Origin of the sequence: Pseudomonas sp. FSL W5-0203 (assembly GCF_001896155.1) — a bacterium.
Taxonomy (GTDB): domain Bacteria; phylum Pseudomonadota; class Gammaproteobacteria; order Pseudomonadales; family Pseudomonadaceae; genus Aquipseudomonas; species Aquipseudomonas paracarnis.
Map to the genome: position 1 here is coordinate 34,360 of NZ_MPOR01000007.1, position 12,837 is coordinate 47,196.

A 12,837-nucleotide genomic window follows, 5' to 3' on the forward strand; every position below is an offset into this window, starting at 1 on the left:
GTGGAAGCACTGCACAAGAAAATTCGCGAAGAAGGCATCGTGCTTTCCGATCAGGTCCTCAAGGTTGACGCCTTTCTGAACCACCAGATCGACCCGGCACTGATGAAACTGATCGGCGACGAGTTCGCCGCACTGTTCAAGGATTCGGGCATCACCAAGATCGTCACCATCGAAGCGTCGGGCATTGCCCCGGCGATCATGACCGGGCTGAACCTGGGTGTGCCGGTGATCTTCGCCCGCAAGCAGCAGTCGTTGACCCTCACGGAAAACCTGCTGTCGGCCACGGTGTATTCCTTCACCAAGAAAACCGAAAGCACCGTGGCGATCTCCCCGCGCCACCTGACCAGCAGCGACCGCGTGCTGGTGATCGATGACTTTTTGGCCAACGGCAAGGCGTCCCAGGCGCTGATCTCGATCATCAAGCAGGCCGGCGCGACCGTCGCCGGTTTGGGCATTGTGATCGAGAAGTCGTTCCAGGGTGGGCGTGCAGAACTGGATGCACAGGGTTATCGGGTTGAGTCGCTGGCGCGGGTGAAGTCGCTGGCCGGTGGTGTCGTGACCTTTATCGAGTAATCACTGTGTGGGAGCTGGCTTGCCTGCGATAGCGATGTGTCAGTCGACAGAGATGTCGACTGACAGGCCCTCATCGCAGGCAAGCCAGCTCCCACATTAGCTTTTGCGTTGCGCTGTCAGTGGGCGGTGGCCTGCAGTCCGGCCAGCAGCAAGCGTTGATACAGGTCTTCCTTGATGCCCTCCGGCTTATCCAAGCGCATCCGCTGCAAATGCTCGGGAAACGCCTCCGGCTCCGGCGCGTCGAGTGCCGCCTTGCCCAACTCCAGAATTTCCGTGAGCTTGAATTTGCTCTTGAGCCAGTTCAGCGCTCGTAACAAATCCCGCTCTTCATTCGTGAAGTCGCTGCCCAGGGGGTATTCCGGGAACAGGCGACGATGCCTGGCCTGAATCGCCTGAAGCCGCTCTGGCGTGTTGTCGGCAAAACGCGGATCCAACTGGAAATCCTTGGGCAGTTTGCCGGCCTTTTGCGCCTGCTCAATCAAGTCGTGCTGGAACCTTGAGTCAGTGATGTTCAGCAACGCTTCGATCACCTTGGCATCCGTCTGACCGCGCAAGTCGGCAATACCGTATTCGGTAATGACGATATCCCGCAGGTGCCGGGGAATGGTGCAGTGGCCGTACTCCCAGACAATATTGGAACTGACCTCACCCGCCGACTCACGCCAGCTGCGCAAAATCAGGATTGAGCGTGCACCTTCCAGCGCATGCCCCTGGGCCACGAAATTGTATTGCCCGCCCACACCACTGAGCACGCGACCGTCTTCCAACTGATCAGCCACGCCAGCACCGAGCAAGGTGACCATGATGGCGCTGTTGATAAACCGAGCATCCAGGCGCTGCAGGCGCTTGAGTTCTTCCTGCCCGTACAGCTCGTTGATGTAGCTGATGCGGGTCATGTTGAATGCCTGGCGCTTGGCATGGGTCATTTCCTGCAGGCGCTGGTAAAAACTGCGCGGTCCCAGGAAGAAACCGCCATGAATCGACACGCCATCAGGTTGCGCCGCGTCGTCCAGGGTGTCCGCGTTGGCCTGCATCTGGGTCGCCACATCCGGGTAGACCTTGCGCCGCACGATCCCGGCATCGGCCAATACCAGCAGGCCGTTGACGAACATCTCGCTGCAACCGTAAAGGCCACGGGCAAACGGCTCAACGCCGCCTTCGCGGCTGATCAACGGTGCCCACTGGTACACATCCAAGTCGGTGAGCAACAGGCGATAGGCTTCGTTGTCGGCCTGGCGCGCCAGCAGGGCAGCCGTCAGGGCATCGCCCATGGAGCCGATGCCAATCTGCAACGTACCGCCATCACGCACCAGGGTGCTGGCATGCAGGCCGATAAAATGATCCTGAAAGCCCACCGGCATATTCGGGGTGGAGAACAACGTGGTGCTGTCTTTTTCATCCAGCAGGTAGTCGAACTCATCCATGCCCAACTCGGCATCGCCAGGCATGTAGGGCAAATCGCTATGGACCTGGCCGACGACCAGGATGGTCTCCCCGGCCGCGCGGCGCTTGGCGATCATGGGCAGCAGGTCGAGAGTGATATCCGGGTTGCAGCTCAGGCTCAGGCGGTCGGGATGCTCGCTGCTACTGGCAACCAATTGCGCCACCAGGTTCAGGCCGGCGGCATTGATGTCGCGGGCCGCATGGCTGTAGTTGCTGCTGACGTAATCCTGCTGCGCCGCGGCGCTGTGGAGCAGGCTACCGGGCTGCATGAAGAATTGCTGCACACGGATATTCTTCGGCAGGCTGCCCCTGTGCAGGTCCGCGAGGAAATCCAGTTCGGGGTAGTCGCCAAACACCCGTTCGATGAAGGGTTCGAGAAAGCGCTTTTGAAGACCATCACCCTGCGTAGGCCGACCCAGGCTCAGCGCGGTATAAAGCGTCAGCGCCCGTTCGGGCAACTTTGCGATACGCCGGTACAGCGCGTTGACGAACAGGTTGGGCTTGCCCAGCCCCAGCGGCATGCCCATGTGAATATGCGCCGGCAGGCGCTCCAGTACGTCGTCAACTGCTTGCTCGATTGAACACAACTGCACCATCCGACTGCTCCCGAACATTCCATGAATTAGGGGTTGGACCGAGCTTGCCGGGTCTTTGCTGCAATGAACAGCCTGAATACCAAATCGCGGGCACAAAAAAGCCGCTCGTAAGCGGCATTTTTGACGAAGATCGACCGATTACAGCCCGGACATCTTCTTGATCGCACCCTTGAGGTCGTCGTCCGAGCAATCAGCGCAGGTGCCTTTGGGCGGCATGGCGTTGATACCGGTGATGGCCTTTGCCAGGATGCCATCGAGGCCACCTTGATGGTCGGCGCGCTCTTTCCATGCGGCGGTGTCGCCAATCTTTGGCGCACCCAAAAGGCCGCTGCCGTGGCACGCGTTACAGTGCTTGGCGATGATATCATCGGGGGTTTTCGCGCCGCCGCCGCCGGCTGCCACGGCAACTTCCATGCCCTTGCATTCCTGGCCCTGGACGCAAACCTGGCCCACAGGCTCCAGGCGCTTGGCAATGTCATCATTGGTCGCAGCTTGAGCGCTGACAGCCCATAGGGCCAGTACGGTTGCTGGTGCAGCCAGCATTTTCATAATTAGGTTCACGCGTTCACCCTCAATGGTGGCTATTCACGCCTGCGGCCACGGTTTCGCAGGCGGCGAAAGTATAACGGTTAGCCCGCCTGGCCGAAACAACCCTATTAAATAAAGGGAGATTCGGCCTCACGGTGTACAGCTGCGGGAACCTCTGCAACGCTGGCAGGGCGCCTCTATTCTTAAAAGTTCGCGGGTGTGGCTGCGCTGATTAGTCGCGCCGGCACGTCGAACGGATTGCGAAAACGATGAGGCCTGGTGCTTTCAAAGTAGTAGCTATCGCCCGCTTCGAGCACAAAAGTTTCAAGGCCGACCACCAATTCCAGGCGCCCTTCCACCAGAATTCCGGTTTCTTCGCCTTCATGAGTGAGCATTTCTTCGCCCGTGTCGGCACCCGGAGGGTAGATTTCATTGAGAAATGCGATGGCCCGGCTTGGGCGCGCCCGGCCCACCAGTTTCATGGTGACGGCACCGTCAGAGATGTCGATCAGCTCATTGGCTTTATAGACGATCTGCGTCGGTATTTCCTGGAGGACTTCTTCGGAAAAGAACTCGACCATGGACATGGGGATACCGCCCAGCACCTTGCGCAGGGAGCTGATCGAGGGGCTGACGCTGTTTTTCTCGATCATCGAAATGGTGCTGTTGGTGACGCCCGCACGCTTGGCGAGCTCACGCTGGGAAAGACCTTTGAGTTTACGGATGGATTGCAGTCGTTCGCCGACGTCCAATGCAGGAGCCTCCTAGGATTCAGGCTTTGTTGTAATTGAGCGTTATCATGGCGACAGCGTTCAGTATTTACAACACTTGGGCCTAAATCCCGGCGTGCTCGGTTCGTTGCCGGCGGCTAAGCGCCGCTATAGAGCCTTGGCACTCGGCGCAGATTGCAGAAAATCTGATAAGGGATGGTCTCGGCGGCCACGGCCACATCGCTGGCGAGGATGTGCTTGCCCCACAGCTCTACGGTGGAACCAAGGCCCGCCTGGGGCAAGTCGGTGAGGTCGACACACAGCATGTCCATGGACACGCGCCCCAGCAGCCGGCTGCGCTGGCCAGCGACCAGCACCGGTGTGCCGGTAGGCGCATGGCGCGGGTAACCGTCGGCATAGCCCATGGCAACCACGCCGATGCGCATCGGCTTGGACGTGACGAACCTGGCGCCATAGCCCACCGGCTCACCGGCCGGCAATTCGCGTACGCAGATCACTTTGGACTCCAGGGTCATCACCGGCTGCAAGCGCGCCGCAATGGCCTGGTCTTCGCCAAAGGGCGTTGCGCCGTAAAGCATGATACCGGGGCGCACCCAGTCGCTGGACACGCTCGGCCAGCCCAATACAGACGGTGAGTTGCGCAGGCTGACCTCAGCCGCCAGCCCCTGACGCGCCGCCTCAAACACCGTTACTTGTTCGTTGCTGCTGACGCAATCGAGCTCATCGGCGCGGGCAAAATGACTCATCAGCACGATTTTCGCCACTTTGCCACTCGCCAGCAGGCGCTGATACGCTTCCTGGTAATCCTTGGGGTGCAGGCCCACACGGTGCATGCCCGAGTCCAGCTTCAGCCACACTGTCAGCGGCTTGCTCAAACGAGCTTGCTCGATGGCTTCCAACTGCCACAACGAATGCACCACGCACCACAAATCCTGCTCGATGATCAGCGGCAACTCGTCGGCTTCGAAAAAACCTTCCAGCAGCAACACCGGCGCACGAATGCCGGCGGCGCGCAGTTCCAGCGCTTCCTCGATGCACGCCACCGCGAACCCGTCGGCTTGCGCCTCCAGTGCCTGGGCCACGGGCACCGCGCCATGGCCGTAGGCATCGGCCTTGATCACGGCGAGGGCCTTGGCCCCGGTGACTTCTCGGGCCAATTGGTAGTTATGGCGCAGGGCTTGGAGATCGATCAGGGCACGGGCTGGACGCATGTCGGCAGGCTTCTAGGCAGCAAAGTCAATAAAAAAACCGGTGCAGACCAACAACGCCGGCACCGGGAGAGGGATCATTGTTAAGACAGCGCAGCCACGACTGACAGCTCTACCAGAATCTCGGGTTCGCACAGCTTGGCTTGCACAGTGGCGCGGGCCGGGGCGACGCCTTTGGGCAGCCACTTGTCCCACACCGCGTTCATGCCGGCGAAGTCGGCGTCGATGTCTTTCAGGTAGATCGTCACCGACAGCAACCTGGACTTGTCAGTACCGGCCAAGTCCAGCAAGCGCTCGATATTGACCAGGGTTTCACGGGTTTGCTGTTCAATCCCGGCGCTCATGTCGTCGCCTACCTGCCCTGCCAGGTACACGGTACCGCTGTGGACAACGATCTGGCTCATGCGCTCATTGGTGAGCTGGCGCTGGATTGACATGTTGTGCGGACTCCTGGTGGTTGCCATAACGGGAAATATCGAGGCCTGCGGCGCTGATCTGCGGCGTTTTCTTCGCCATCAGGTCGGCCAGCAAGCGACCCGAACCACAGGCCATGGTCCAACCGAGGGTACCGTGGCCTGTATTCAGGAACAGGTTCTTGAACGGCGTGGCACCCACAATCGGCGTGCCGTCTGGGGTGGTCGGGCGCAGGCCGGTCCAGAAACTGGCTTGGGCCAGATCGCCGCCCTGAGGATAAAGGTCGTTGACGATCATCTCCAGGGTTTCACGTCGCCGCGGGTTCAGCGACAGGTCAAAACCGGCTATTTCAGCCATGCCACCGACGCGAATACGGTTGTCGAAACGGGTGATCGCGACTTTGTAGGTTTCATCGAGAATGGTCGAGGTCGGCGCCATTGCCGGGTTAGTGATCGGCACGGTCAGCGAGTAGCCCTTGAGCGGGTACACGGGCGCCTTGATGCCCAATGGCTTGAGTAACTTGGGCGAGTAACTGCCGAGGGCCAGTACATAGCGGTCGGCGGTTTCCAGCTTGCCGTCGATCAGCACACCATTGATGCGGTCGCCTGCGTAGTCCAGGCGCTGGATGTCTTGTTCGAAGCGGAATTCCACGCCCAATTGTTTGCACATGTCGACCAGGCGCGTGGTGAATATCTGGCAATCGCCCGTCTGGTCGTTGGGCAGGCGCAAGGCACCCGCGAGGATATCGGTGACGCTGCCCAGAGCCGGTTCAACCCGGGCAATGCCGGCGCGGTCGAGCAATTCGAATGGCACGCCGGACTCTTTCAGCACGGCGATGTCCTTGGCGGCGCCATCGAGCTGGGCCTGGGTGCGGAACAGTTGGGTAGTCCCGAGGCTGCGCCCTTCGTAGGCAATGCCGGTCTCGGCGCGCAATTCGTCGAGGCAGTCGCGGCTGTACTCGGACAGGCGCACCATGCGTTCCTTGTTCACCGCGTAGCGGCTGGCCGTGCAGTTGCGCAGCATCTGCGCCATCCACAGGTATTGGTCGATATCAGCAGTGGCCTTGATTGCCAACGGCGCGTGGCGTTGCAACAGCCACTTGATCGCCTTGAGTGGCACACCCGGCGCGGCCCAGGGCGAAGCATACCCAGGGGAGACCTGGCCGGCGTTGGCGAAACTGGTTTCCATGGCAGCGGCAGGCTGACGATCAACCACCACGACATCAAAGCCGGCCCGCGCCAAATAATAGGCACTGGTCACCCCAATGACGCCGCTACCCAAGACCAGAACGCGCATTTTTATATCCTCATCGCGGGCTTGGCCGCTGACGTGTGTTATTCGAGCAATGATGAGCGCAGTGTAAAAAACAATCGACAGTGCATTTCACTATATAAATGCCTATATTTGGCGACAATTCTTGGCAAAAACCCTTTTGACAGAGGCGTATCCCCTATGCGTACCAACACCCAGACCAAACGGGAGCTGGACAAGATCGACCGCAATATCCTGCGCATCCTGCAAACCGACGGGCGCATCTCGTTCACGGAGCTGGGGGAAAAGGTCGGGCTGTCCACCACGCCCTGCACCGAGCGCGTGCGGCGCCTGGAGCGCGAAGGGATCATCATGGGCTACAACGCACGGCTCAATCCCCAGCATTTGAAGGGAAGTTTGCTGGTATTTGTCGAGATCAGCCTGGATTACAAGTCGGGTGACACCTTTGAAGAATTTCGCCGAGCCGTGCTGAAACTGCCTCACGTGCTGGAGTGCCATCTAGTGTCGGGTGATTTCGACTACCTGGTGAAAGCGCGAATCTCGGAGATGGCTTCGTACCGCAAATTGCTGGGCGATATCCTGCTCAAACTCCCCCATGTGCGCGAATCCAAGAGCTATATCGTGATGGAAGAGGTGAAAGAAAGCCTGAACCTGCCGATCCCTGACTGACCCACTGACACAACACGGCCAAATGTGGGAGCTGGCTTGCCTACTCCCTTGGTTTTAACCGAGTACATCCGCTAGACCAACACCTGCCGGGTACTCGCCATGTACTCATGAATCTGCTTCTCCACCCGCGGATGAATCAGCTCCACTGGCCGGCGGCCATTAGGGCACGGCAAGGTCTTGGTGGTGCCGAACAGGCGACAGATCAGCGGCCGCTCGTCATACACCGTGCAACCCTTGGGCCCCAGGTGCACGCAGTTCAGCTCGTCCATCGCCGCCTCTTGCTCGGCAGCGGTCTTGCGCGGCAGGCGCGACATTTCCTCGGGCGAGGTGGTCACCGGCCCACAGCAGTCGTGGCAACCGGGGACGCACTCGAACGAAGGGATCTGGCGACGCAGCGCGCTGATTTTCTGACTGTTGCAACTCATCGAAACCCATACCGAACGGCGAATAGACGTGGATTCTGACGCAAAACGCCCCGCGCAGACAGCGTCGTGCGACCACTGTATCCTGCGTCAAATTTTCCAGACAGGGAGGTTCCCCATGACCGCCAGCGCCCGGCACACCGCTTCCTACTACGCCGCCAGCAGCGTGCCGCAACCGGATTACCCGACGCTGACCGGTGAGGTAAACGCCGATGTCTGTGTGATCGGCGGGGGGTTCTCCGGGCTCAACACCGCCTTGGAATTGGCCGAGCGCGGCTTTCGCGTGGTGTTGCTGGAGGCGCGCAAAATCGGTTGGGGCGCCAGCGGGCGCAATGGCGGCCAGTTGATTCGCGGTGTCGGCCACGGGCTGGATCAGTTCACCCAGGTGATCGGCAGCGACGGCGTGCGCCAAATGAAGCTGATGGGCCTGGAAGCCGTGGAGATCGTGCGCGAGCGTGTGGAGCGCTTCCAGATCCCCTGTGACCTGACTTGGGGCTACTGCGACCTGGCCAATAAACCCCGCGACCTGCAGGGCCTGGCCGAGGATGCCGAAGAGCTGCGCAGCCTGGGTTACCGCCACGAAGTGCGCCTGTTGCAAGCCAGCGAGATGGGCACCGTAATCGGCTCTGAGCGCTATGTAGGCGGCATGATCGATATGGGTTCCGGCCATCTGCACCCGCTGAACCTGGCACTGGGTGAGGCTGCCGTTGCCCAGCAGTTGGGCGTGGCGCTGTACGAGCAATCCCAAGTGACCCGTATCGACTATGGCCCTGAGGTCAAGGTGCACACCGCCCAAGGCACTGTGCGCGCCAAGACCCTGGTACTGGCCTGCAACGCCTACCTGAACGGGCTCAACCCGCAACTGAGCGGCAAGGTGTTGCCCGCCGGCAGCTACATCATTGCCACCGAGCCCTTGAGCGAGGCGCAAGCCACCAGCCTGTTACCGCAGAACATGGCCGTGTGTGACCAGCGCGTGACGGTGGATTACTTCCGCCTGTCCGCCGACCGTCGCCTGTTGTTCGGCGGCGCCTGCCACTACTCCGGTCGAGACCCCAAGGACATCGGCGCCTACATGCGGCCGAAGATGCTGCAGGTATTCCCCCAATTGGCAGACGTGAAAATCGACTACCAATGGGGCGGCATGATCGGCATCGGCGCCAACCGCCTGCCGCAGATTGGCCGCCTGGCCGAGCAACCCAACGTGTATTACGCCCAGGCTTATGCCGGCCATGGCCTCAACGCCACGCACCTGGCGGGCAAGCTGCTGGCCGAGGCCATCAGCGGCCAGCAACAGGGGCGCTTCGATCTATTCGCTCAGGTGCCACACATCACCTTCCCCGGCGGCAAACACCTGCGTTCGCCGTTGCTGGCACTGGGGATGCTCTGGCACCGCCTCAAAGAACTGCTCTGATCAATCGCGCCAGAAGGGTTTCAAACCCTCACGGCGCGCCTGCTCGGCGGTCAGCCCGATGTCGCGTAACTGCTCGCGGCTCAGGTCCAGCAGGGCCTTGCGCGTATGGCGACGGCGCCAGAACAGATGCCAGCGGCCAGGCGCCGGGGCAGTGAGCGCCTGCTCCTGCCCCGCTTCCAGTTCCTGACTGCGTAACGCCAGCCGTACATCGCTCATGCCGCTCATTTGACTGCCCCTCATTGGCCTGTTGCCTTGAGTGACCAGCATGCGCGGGCGGCCAGAACCATTACAGATTCAGCCAACTTTTATTAGATCCATACAGATACTCCCTATGCGTAGCTGAATCCTGTATTTTCCCTTTATCTGTACTGGTCCCTCGGGAGCGACCACCATGACTCTTTACGTCAACCTCGCCGAATTGCTCGGCACCCGCATTGAGCAGGGCTTCTATCGTCCGGGCGATCGACTGCCCTCGGTGCGGGCCTTGAGTGTGGAACATGGGGTGAGCCTGAGCACCGTGCAGCAGGCGTATCGGTTGCTCGAAGACAACGGCCTTGCGATGCCCAAGCCCAAGTCGGGCTATTTTGTTCCGGTGGGCCGTGAACTGCCGGCACTGCCCGAGATTGGCCGCCCGGCCCAACGGCCAGTGGAAATCTCCCAGTGGGACCTGGTGCTGGAACTGATTCGTGCGGTGCCGCGCAAAGACGTCATACAGATGGGTCGGGGCATGCCGGATGTATTGTCGCCCACCTTGAAGCCGCTGCTGCGTAGCCTCGCCCGTGTCAGCCGGCGCCAAGACCTGCCGGGGCTGTATTACGACAATATCCTCGGCTGTATGGAACTGCGTGAGCAAATCGCCCGGTTGTCATTGGACTCCGGTTGCCAACTGAGCGCCGAAGACATCGTGATCACCACCGGTTGCCACGAAGCCCTCTCCGCCAGCATTCACGCCATTTGTGAGCCTGGCGATATCGTCGCGGTGGATTCGCCCAGCTTCCACGGCGCCATGCAGACCCTCAAGGGCCTGGGCATGAAAGCCCTGGAAATCCCCACCGACCCGCTCACCGGCATCAGCCTGGAGGCCTTGGAACTGGCGCTGGAACAGTGGCCGATCAAAGTCATCCAGCTCACCCCAAACTGCAACAACCCCTTGGGCTACATCATGCCGGAAGCGCGCAAACGCGCCTTGCTGACCCTGGCCCAGCGCTTTGACGTGGCGATTATCGAAGACGATGTGTATGGCGAGCTGGCCTACAGCTACCCACGCCCGCGCACCATCAAATCCTTCGATGAAGACGGGCGTGTGCTGCTGTGCAGCTCGTTCTCCAAAACCCTGGCGCCCGGTCTGCGCATTGGCTGGGTCGCACCGGGACGCTATCTGGAACGGGTGCTGCACATGAAATACATCAGCACCGGTTCTACGGCTACACAGCCGCAGATTGCCATTGCAGAATTCCTCAAAGGCGGTCATTTCGAGCCGCATTTACGCAGGATGCGTACCCAATACCAACGTAATCGCGACTTGATGCTGGATTGGGTCAGCCGTTATTTTCCCGCTGGTACGCGTGCCAGCCGGCCCCAGGGCAGCTTTATGTTATGGATCGAGCTGCCGGAGGGCTTCGACACCTTGAAGCTCAACCGCGTGCTGGTGGAACAAGGCGTACAGGTGGCGGTAGGCAGTATCTTCTCCGCTTCCGGCAAGTACCGTAACTGCTTGCGCATGAACTACGCTGCCAAGCCAACAGCGCAGATTGAAGAGGCCGTGCGCAAGGTAGGTGCTGCCGCTGGCAAGATGCTGGAAGAGACGGCGGACTGACCTTTCCCGAGCAATTGCCGTCATATGCCACAACCGCCCTGACCTGGAAGCAGTTTCCTTGATGATTCGACGGCTTTTACCGTTTTGCCTGCTGGCCGCCCTGGCCCTGGGCGGCTGCGCCACGGTCGACACCCCGCGCATCCCCAGCGATGCCCTGCCGGCGAAGGACTCCTCGTTCGGTCGCTCGATCCAGGCCCAGGCCGCCCCCTACCAAGGGCGCTCGGGCTTTCGTTTGCTGCCCAACAGCAGTGAAGCCTTCATGGCCCGCGCCGAGTTGATCCGCAACGCCCAGACCAGCCTCGACTTGCAGTACTACATCGTGCACGACGGCATCAGCACACGCATGCTTGTGGACGAACTGCTCAAGGCCGCCGACCGCGGGGTGCGCGTACGCATTCTGCTGGACGACACCACCAGCGATGGCCTCGACCAGATCATCGCCACCCTCGCCGCCCATCCCAAGGTGCAGATACGCCTGTTCAACCCGCTGCACCTGGGGCGCAGCACCGGCGTTACACGCGCCATGGGCCGTGTATTCAACCTGTCGCTGCAACACCGGCGCATGCATAACAAGCTGTGGCTGGCCGATAACAGCGTGGCCATCGTTGGCGGGCGCAACCTGGGCGACGAGTATTTCGACGCCGAACCCAACCTGAATTTCACCGACATCGACATGCTCAGCGTCGGGCCGGTAGCCGAGCAATTGGGTCACAGCTTCGACCAGTACTGGAACAGCGCCTTGAGCAAGCCTATCGATGACTTCGTCTCGAACAAACCCTCCAAGGTCGACCTCGCCGTCGCCCGCGGGCGCCTTGAAGCCTCCCTGGCTCAGTCCCGTCAGCAGAACCACGCGCTGTATAACCGCCTGCGCACTTACCAGACCCAGCCCCGCATGGACATCTGGCGCCGCGAGTTGATCTGGGCCTGGAACCAGGCGCTGTGGGACGCGCCGAGCAAGGTACTGGCCAAGGCCGACCCCGACCCCCGACTGTTGCTGACCACTCAGCTGGCGCCAGAGCTGGCGGGTGTCAGCCATGAGCTGATCATGATTTCGGCTTACTTCGTACCGGGCCAACCTGGGCTGGTCTACCTCACAGGGCGTGCCGATGCGGGTGTTTCGGTGCGCCTGCTGACCAACGCCCTCGAAGCCACCGACGTACCGGCCGTGCACGGCGGTTATGCGCCGTATCGCAAGGCGCTGCTGGAGCACGGAGTAAAGCTCTATGAGCTGCGCCGGCAGCCGGGCGACCCCAGCGCAAGCAGCGGCCCGCACCTGTTTCGGCATGGCAGCTGGCGCGGCTCGGACTCCAGCCTGCACAGCAAGGCGATGATTTTCGATCGAGAAAAGTCGTTTATCGGCTCATTCAATTTCGACCCGCGCTCAGTGCTGTGGAACACCGAAGTCGGCGTACTGGTGGACAGCCCCGAACTGGCCGAACACGTGCGCAACCTGGCGCTGGAAGGTATGGCGCCAGCGTTGAGCTATGAGGCCAAACTGCAGGACGGCCAAGTGGTGTGGGTGACAGAAGACAACAGCCAGATGCACACTCTGACGCGCGAACCGGGCAATTGGTGGCGGCGGTTCAACGCTTGGTTCGCCACCAGTGTTGGCCTGGAACGCATGCTCTAAAACCTCTGCGGATCACCTGTGGGAGCCGGGCTTGCCCGCGATAGCGGTGTGCCAGACAACAAATCAGCTGGCTGACAAACCGTCATCGCAGGCAAGCCAGCTCCCACATTGGCCGCGTTTAAAG

Annotated in this window: 13 protein-coding genes; 5 read left to right on the forward strand and 8 right to left on the reverse strand. The window is 60.8% G+C overall.

The annotated features are described in order from the left end of the window. On the forward strand, positions 1-573 hold the full coding sequence (locus BOP96_RS08840; protein ID WP_003195447.1) for a xanthine phosphoribosyltransferase: 573 nt from the start codon (positions 1-3) through the stop codon (positions 571-573). A gap of 116 nt (positions 574-689) precedes the next feature. Here the strand turns inward: BOP96_RS08840 and BOP96_RS08845 are convergent, their stop codons facing one another. The 6 genes from BOP96_RS08845 to dadA form a co-directional block, all read right to left on the reverse strand. Beyond that, positions 690-2,612 (reverse strand): acetyl-CoA hydrolase/transferase C-terminal domain-containing protein, encoded by a 1,923-nt coding sequence (locus BOP96_RS08845; protein WP_073452486.1) that lies wholly within the window; start codon positions 2,610-2,612, stop codon positions 690-692. Positions 2,613-2,750: 138 nt separating this feature from the next. Continuing rightward, on the reverse strand, positions 2,751-3,161 hold the full coding sequence (locus BOP96_RS08850; RefSeq protein ID WP_019819811.1) for a c-type cytochrome: 411 nt from the start codon (positions 3,159-3,161) through the stop codon (positions 2,751-2,753). Between the two features lie 182 nt (positions 3,162-3,343). Beyond that, positions 3,344-3,892: a cupin domain-containing protein gene (locus tag BOP96_RS08855; protein ID WP_014720470.1), complete on the reverse strand. Its 549-nt coding sequence runs from the start codon at positions 3,890-3,892 to the stop codon at positions 3,344-3,346. A 116-nt stretch (positions 3,893-4,008) separates the two neighbouring features. After that, positions 4,009-5,082 carry an alanine racemase gene (alr, locus tag BOP96_RS08860; RefSeq protein ID WP_014720471.1) on the reverse strand — a complete coding sequence of 358 codons (1,074 nt, stop codon included), beginning with the start codon at positions 5,080-5,082 and terminating at the stop codon, positions 4,009-4,011. Between the two features lie 80 nt (positions 5,083-5,162). Next, the gene (locus BOP96_RS08865; protein ID WP_019819809.1) at positions 5,163-5,516 is read right to left on the reverse strand and encodes a RidA family protein; all 354 of its coding nucleotides are present in this window, start codon (positions 5,514-5,516) and stop codon (positions 5,163-5,165) included. Then, the gene (gene dadA, locus BOP96_RS08870) at positions 5,488-6,789 is read right to left on the reverse strand and encodes a D-amino acid dehydrogenase (protein ID WP_014720473.1); all 1,302 of its coding nucleotides are present in this window, start codon (positions 6,787-6,789) and stop codon (positions 5,488-5,490) included. Before dadA ends, BOP96_RS08865 begins: the two co-directional genes overlap by 29 nt. 156 nt (positions 6,790-6,945) lie before the next feature. Between dadA and BOP96_RS08875 the strand changes: the two genes are divergently transcribed. After that, the gene (locus BOP96_RS08875; protein WP_003176896.1) at positions 6,946-7,434 is read left to right on the forward strand and encodes an Lrp/AsnC ligand binding domain-containing protein; all 489 of its coding nucleotides are present in this window, start codon (positions 6,946-6,948) and stop codon (positions 7,432-7,434) included. Between the two features lie 71 nt (positions 7,435-7,505). On the opposite strand, the gene BOP96_RS08880 is transcribed toward BOP96_RS08875, so the two are convergent. Next, on the reverse strand, positions 7,506-7,859 hold the full coding sequence (locus BOP96_RS08880) for a YkgJ family cysteine cluster protein (protein WP_003195461.1): 354 nt from the start codon (positions 7,857-7,859) through the stop codon (positions 7,506-7,508). A gap of 115 nt (positions 7,860-7,974) precedes the next feature. Here BOP96_RS08880 and BOP96_RS08885 point away from each other — a divergent pair, with 115 nt between their 5' ends. Beyond that, positions 7,975-9,267 (forward strand): NAD(P)/FAD-dependent oxidoreductase, encoded by a 1,293-nt coding sequence (locus tag BOP96_RS08885; protein WP_019819808.1) that lies wholly within the window; start codon positions 7,975-7,977, stop codon positions 9,265-9,267. Here the strand turns inward: BOP96_RS08885 and BOP96_RS08890 are convergent, their stop codons facing one another. Further along, positions 9,268-9,492: a DUF1127 domain-containing protein gene (locus tag BOP96_RS08890; RefSeq protein WP_032901894.1), complete on the reverse strand. Its 225-nt coding sequence runs from the start codon at positions 9,490-9,492 to the stop codon at positions 9,268-9,270. It lies immediately after the preceding gene. Positions 9,493-9,658: 166 nt separating this feature from the next. Between BOP96_RS08890 and BOP96_RS08895 the strand changes: the two genes are divergently transcribed. Together BOP96_RS08895 and BOP96_RS08900 are read left to right on the forward strand one after the other, a co-directional pair. Beyond that, entirely contained in the window at positions 9,659-11,083 is a 1,425-nt protein-coding gene (locus BOP96_RS08895; RefSeq protein ID WP_003195467.1) for an aminotransferase-like domain-containing protein, read from the forward strand. A gap of 61 nt (positions 11,084-11,144) precedes the next feature. Next, positions 11,145-12,713, forward strand: coding sequence for a phospholipase D family protein (locus BOP96_RS08900; RefSeq protein ID WP_073452488.1), 1,569 nt, complete (start codon positions 11,145-11,147; stop codon positions 12,711-12,713). The last annotated feature ends 124 nt before the right edge of the window (positions 12,714-12,837 follow it).

Bases quoted from the DNA above. Each gene is read 5' to 3' on its own strand.
- BOP96_RS08845 (WP_073452486.1), bottom strand. From the start codon at position 2,612: ATGGTGCAGTTGTGTTCAATCGAGCAAGCAGTTGACGACGTACTGGAG.
- BOP96_RS08850 (WP_019819811.1), bottom strand. From the start codon at position 3,161: ATGAAAATGCTGGCTGCACCAGCAACCGTACTGGCCCTATGGGCTGTC.
- alr (WP_014720471.1), bottom strand. From the start codon at position 5,082: ATGCGTCCAGCCCGTGCCCTGATCGATCTCCAAGCCCTGCGCCATAAC.
- BOP96_RS08865 (WP_019819809.1), bottom strand. From the start codon at position 5,516: ATGTCAATCCAGCGCCAGCTCACCAATGAGCGCATGAGCCAGATCGTT.
- dadA (WP_014720473.1), bottom strand. From the start codon at position 6,789: ATGCGCGTTCTGGTCTTGGGTAGCGGCGTCATTGGGGTGACCAGTGCC.
- BOP96_RS08875 (WP_003176896.1), top strand. From the start codon at position 6,946: ATGCGTACCAACACCCAGACCAAACGGGAGCTGGACAAGATCGACCGC.
- BOP96_RS08880 (WP_003195461.1), bottom strand. From the start codon at position 7,859: ATGAGTTGCAACAGTCAGAAAATCAGCGCGCTGCGTCGCCAGATCCCT.
- BOP96_RS08885 (WP_019819808.1), top strand. From the start codon at position 7,975: ATGACCGCCAGCGCCCGGCACACCGCTTCCTACTACGCCGCCAGCAGC.
- BOP96_RS08890 (WP_032901894.1), bottom strand. From the start codon at position 9,492: ATGAGCGGCATGAGCGATGTACGGCTGGCGTTACGCAGTCAGGAACTG.
- BOP96_RS08895 (WP_003195467.1), top strand. From the start codon at position 9,659: ATGACTCTTTACGTCAACCTCGCCGAATTGCTCGGCACCCGCATTGAG.
- BOP96_RS08900 (WP_073452488.1), top strand. From the start codon at position 11,145: ATGATTCGACGGCTTTTACCGTTTTGCCTGCTGGCCGCCCTGGCCCTG.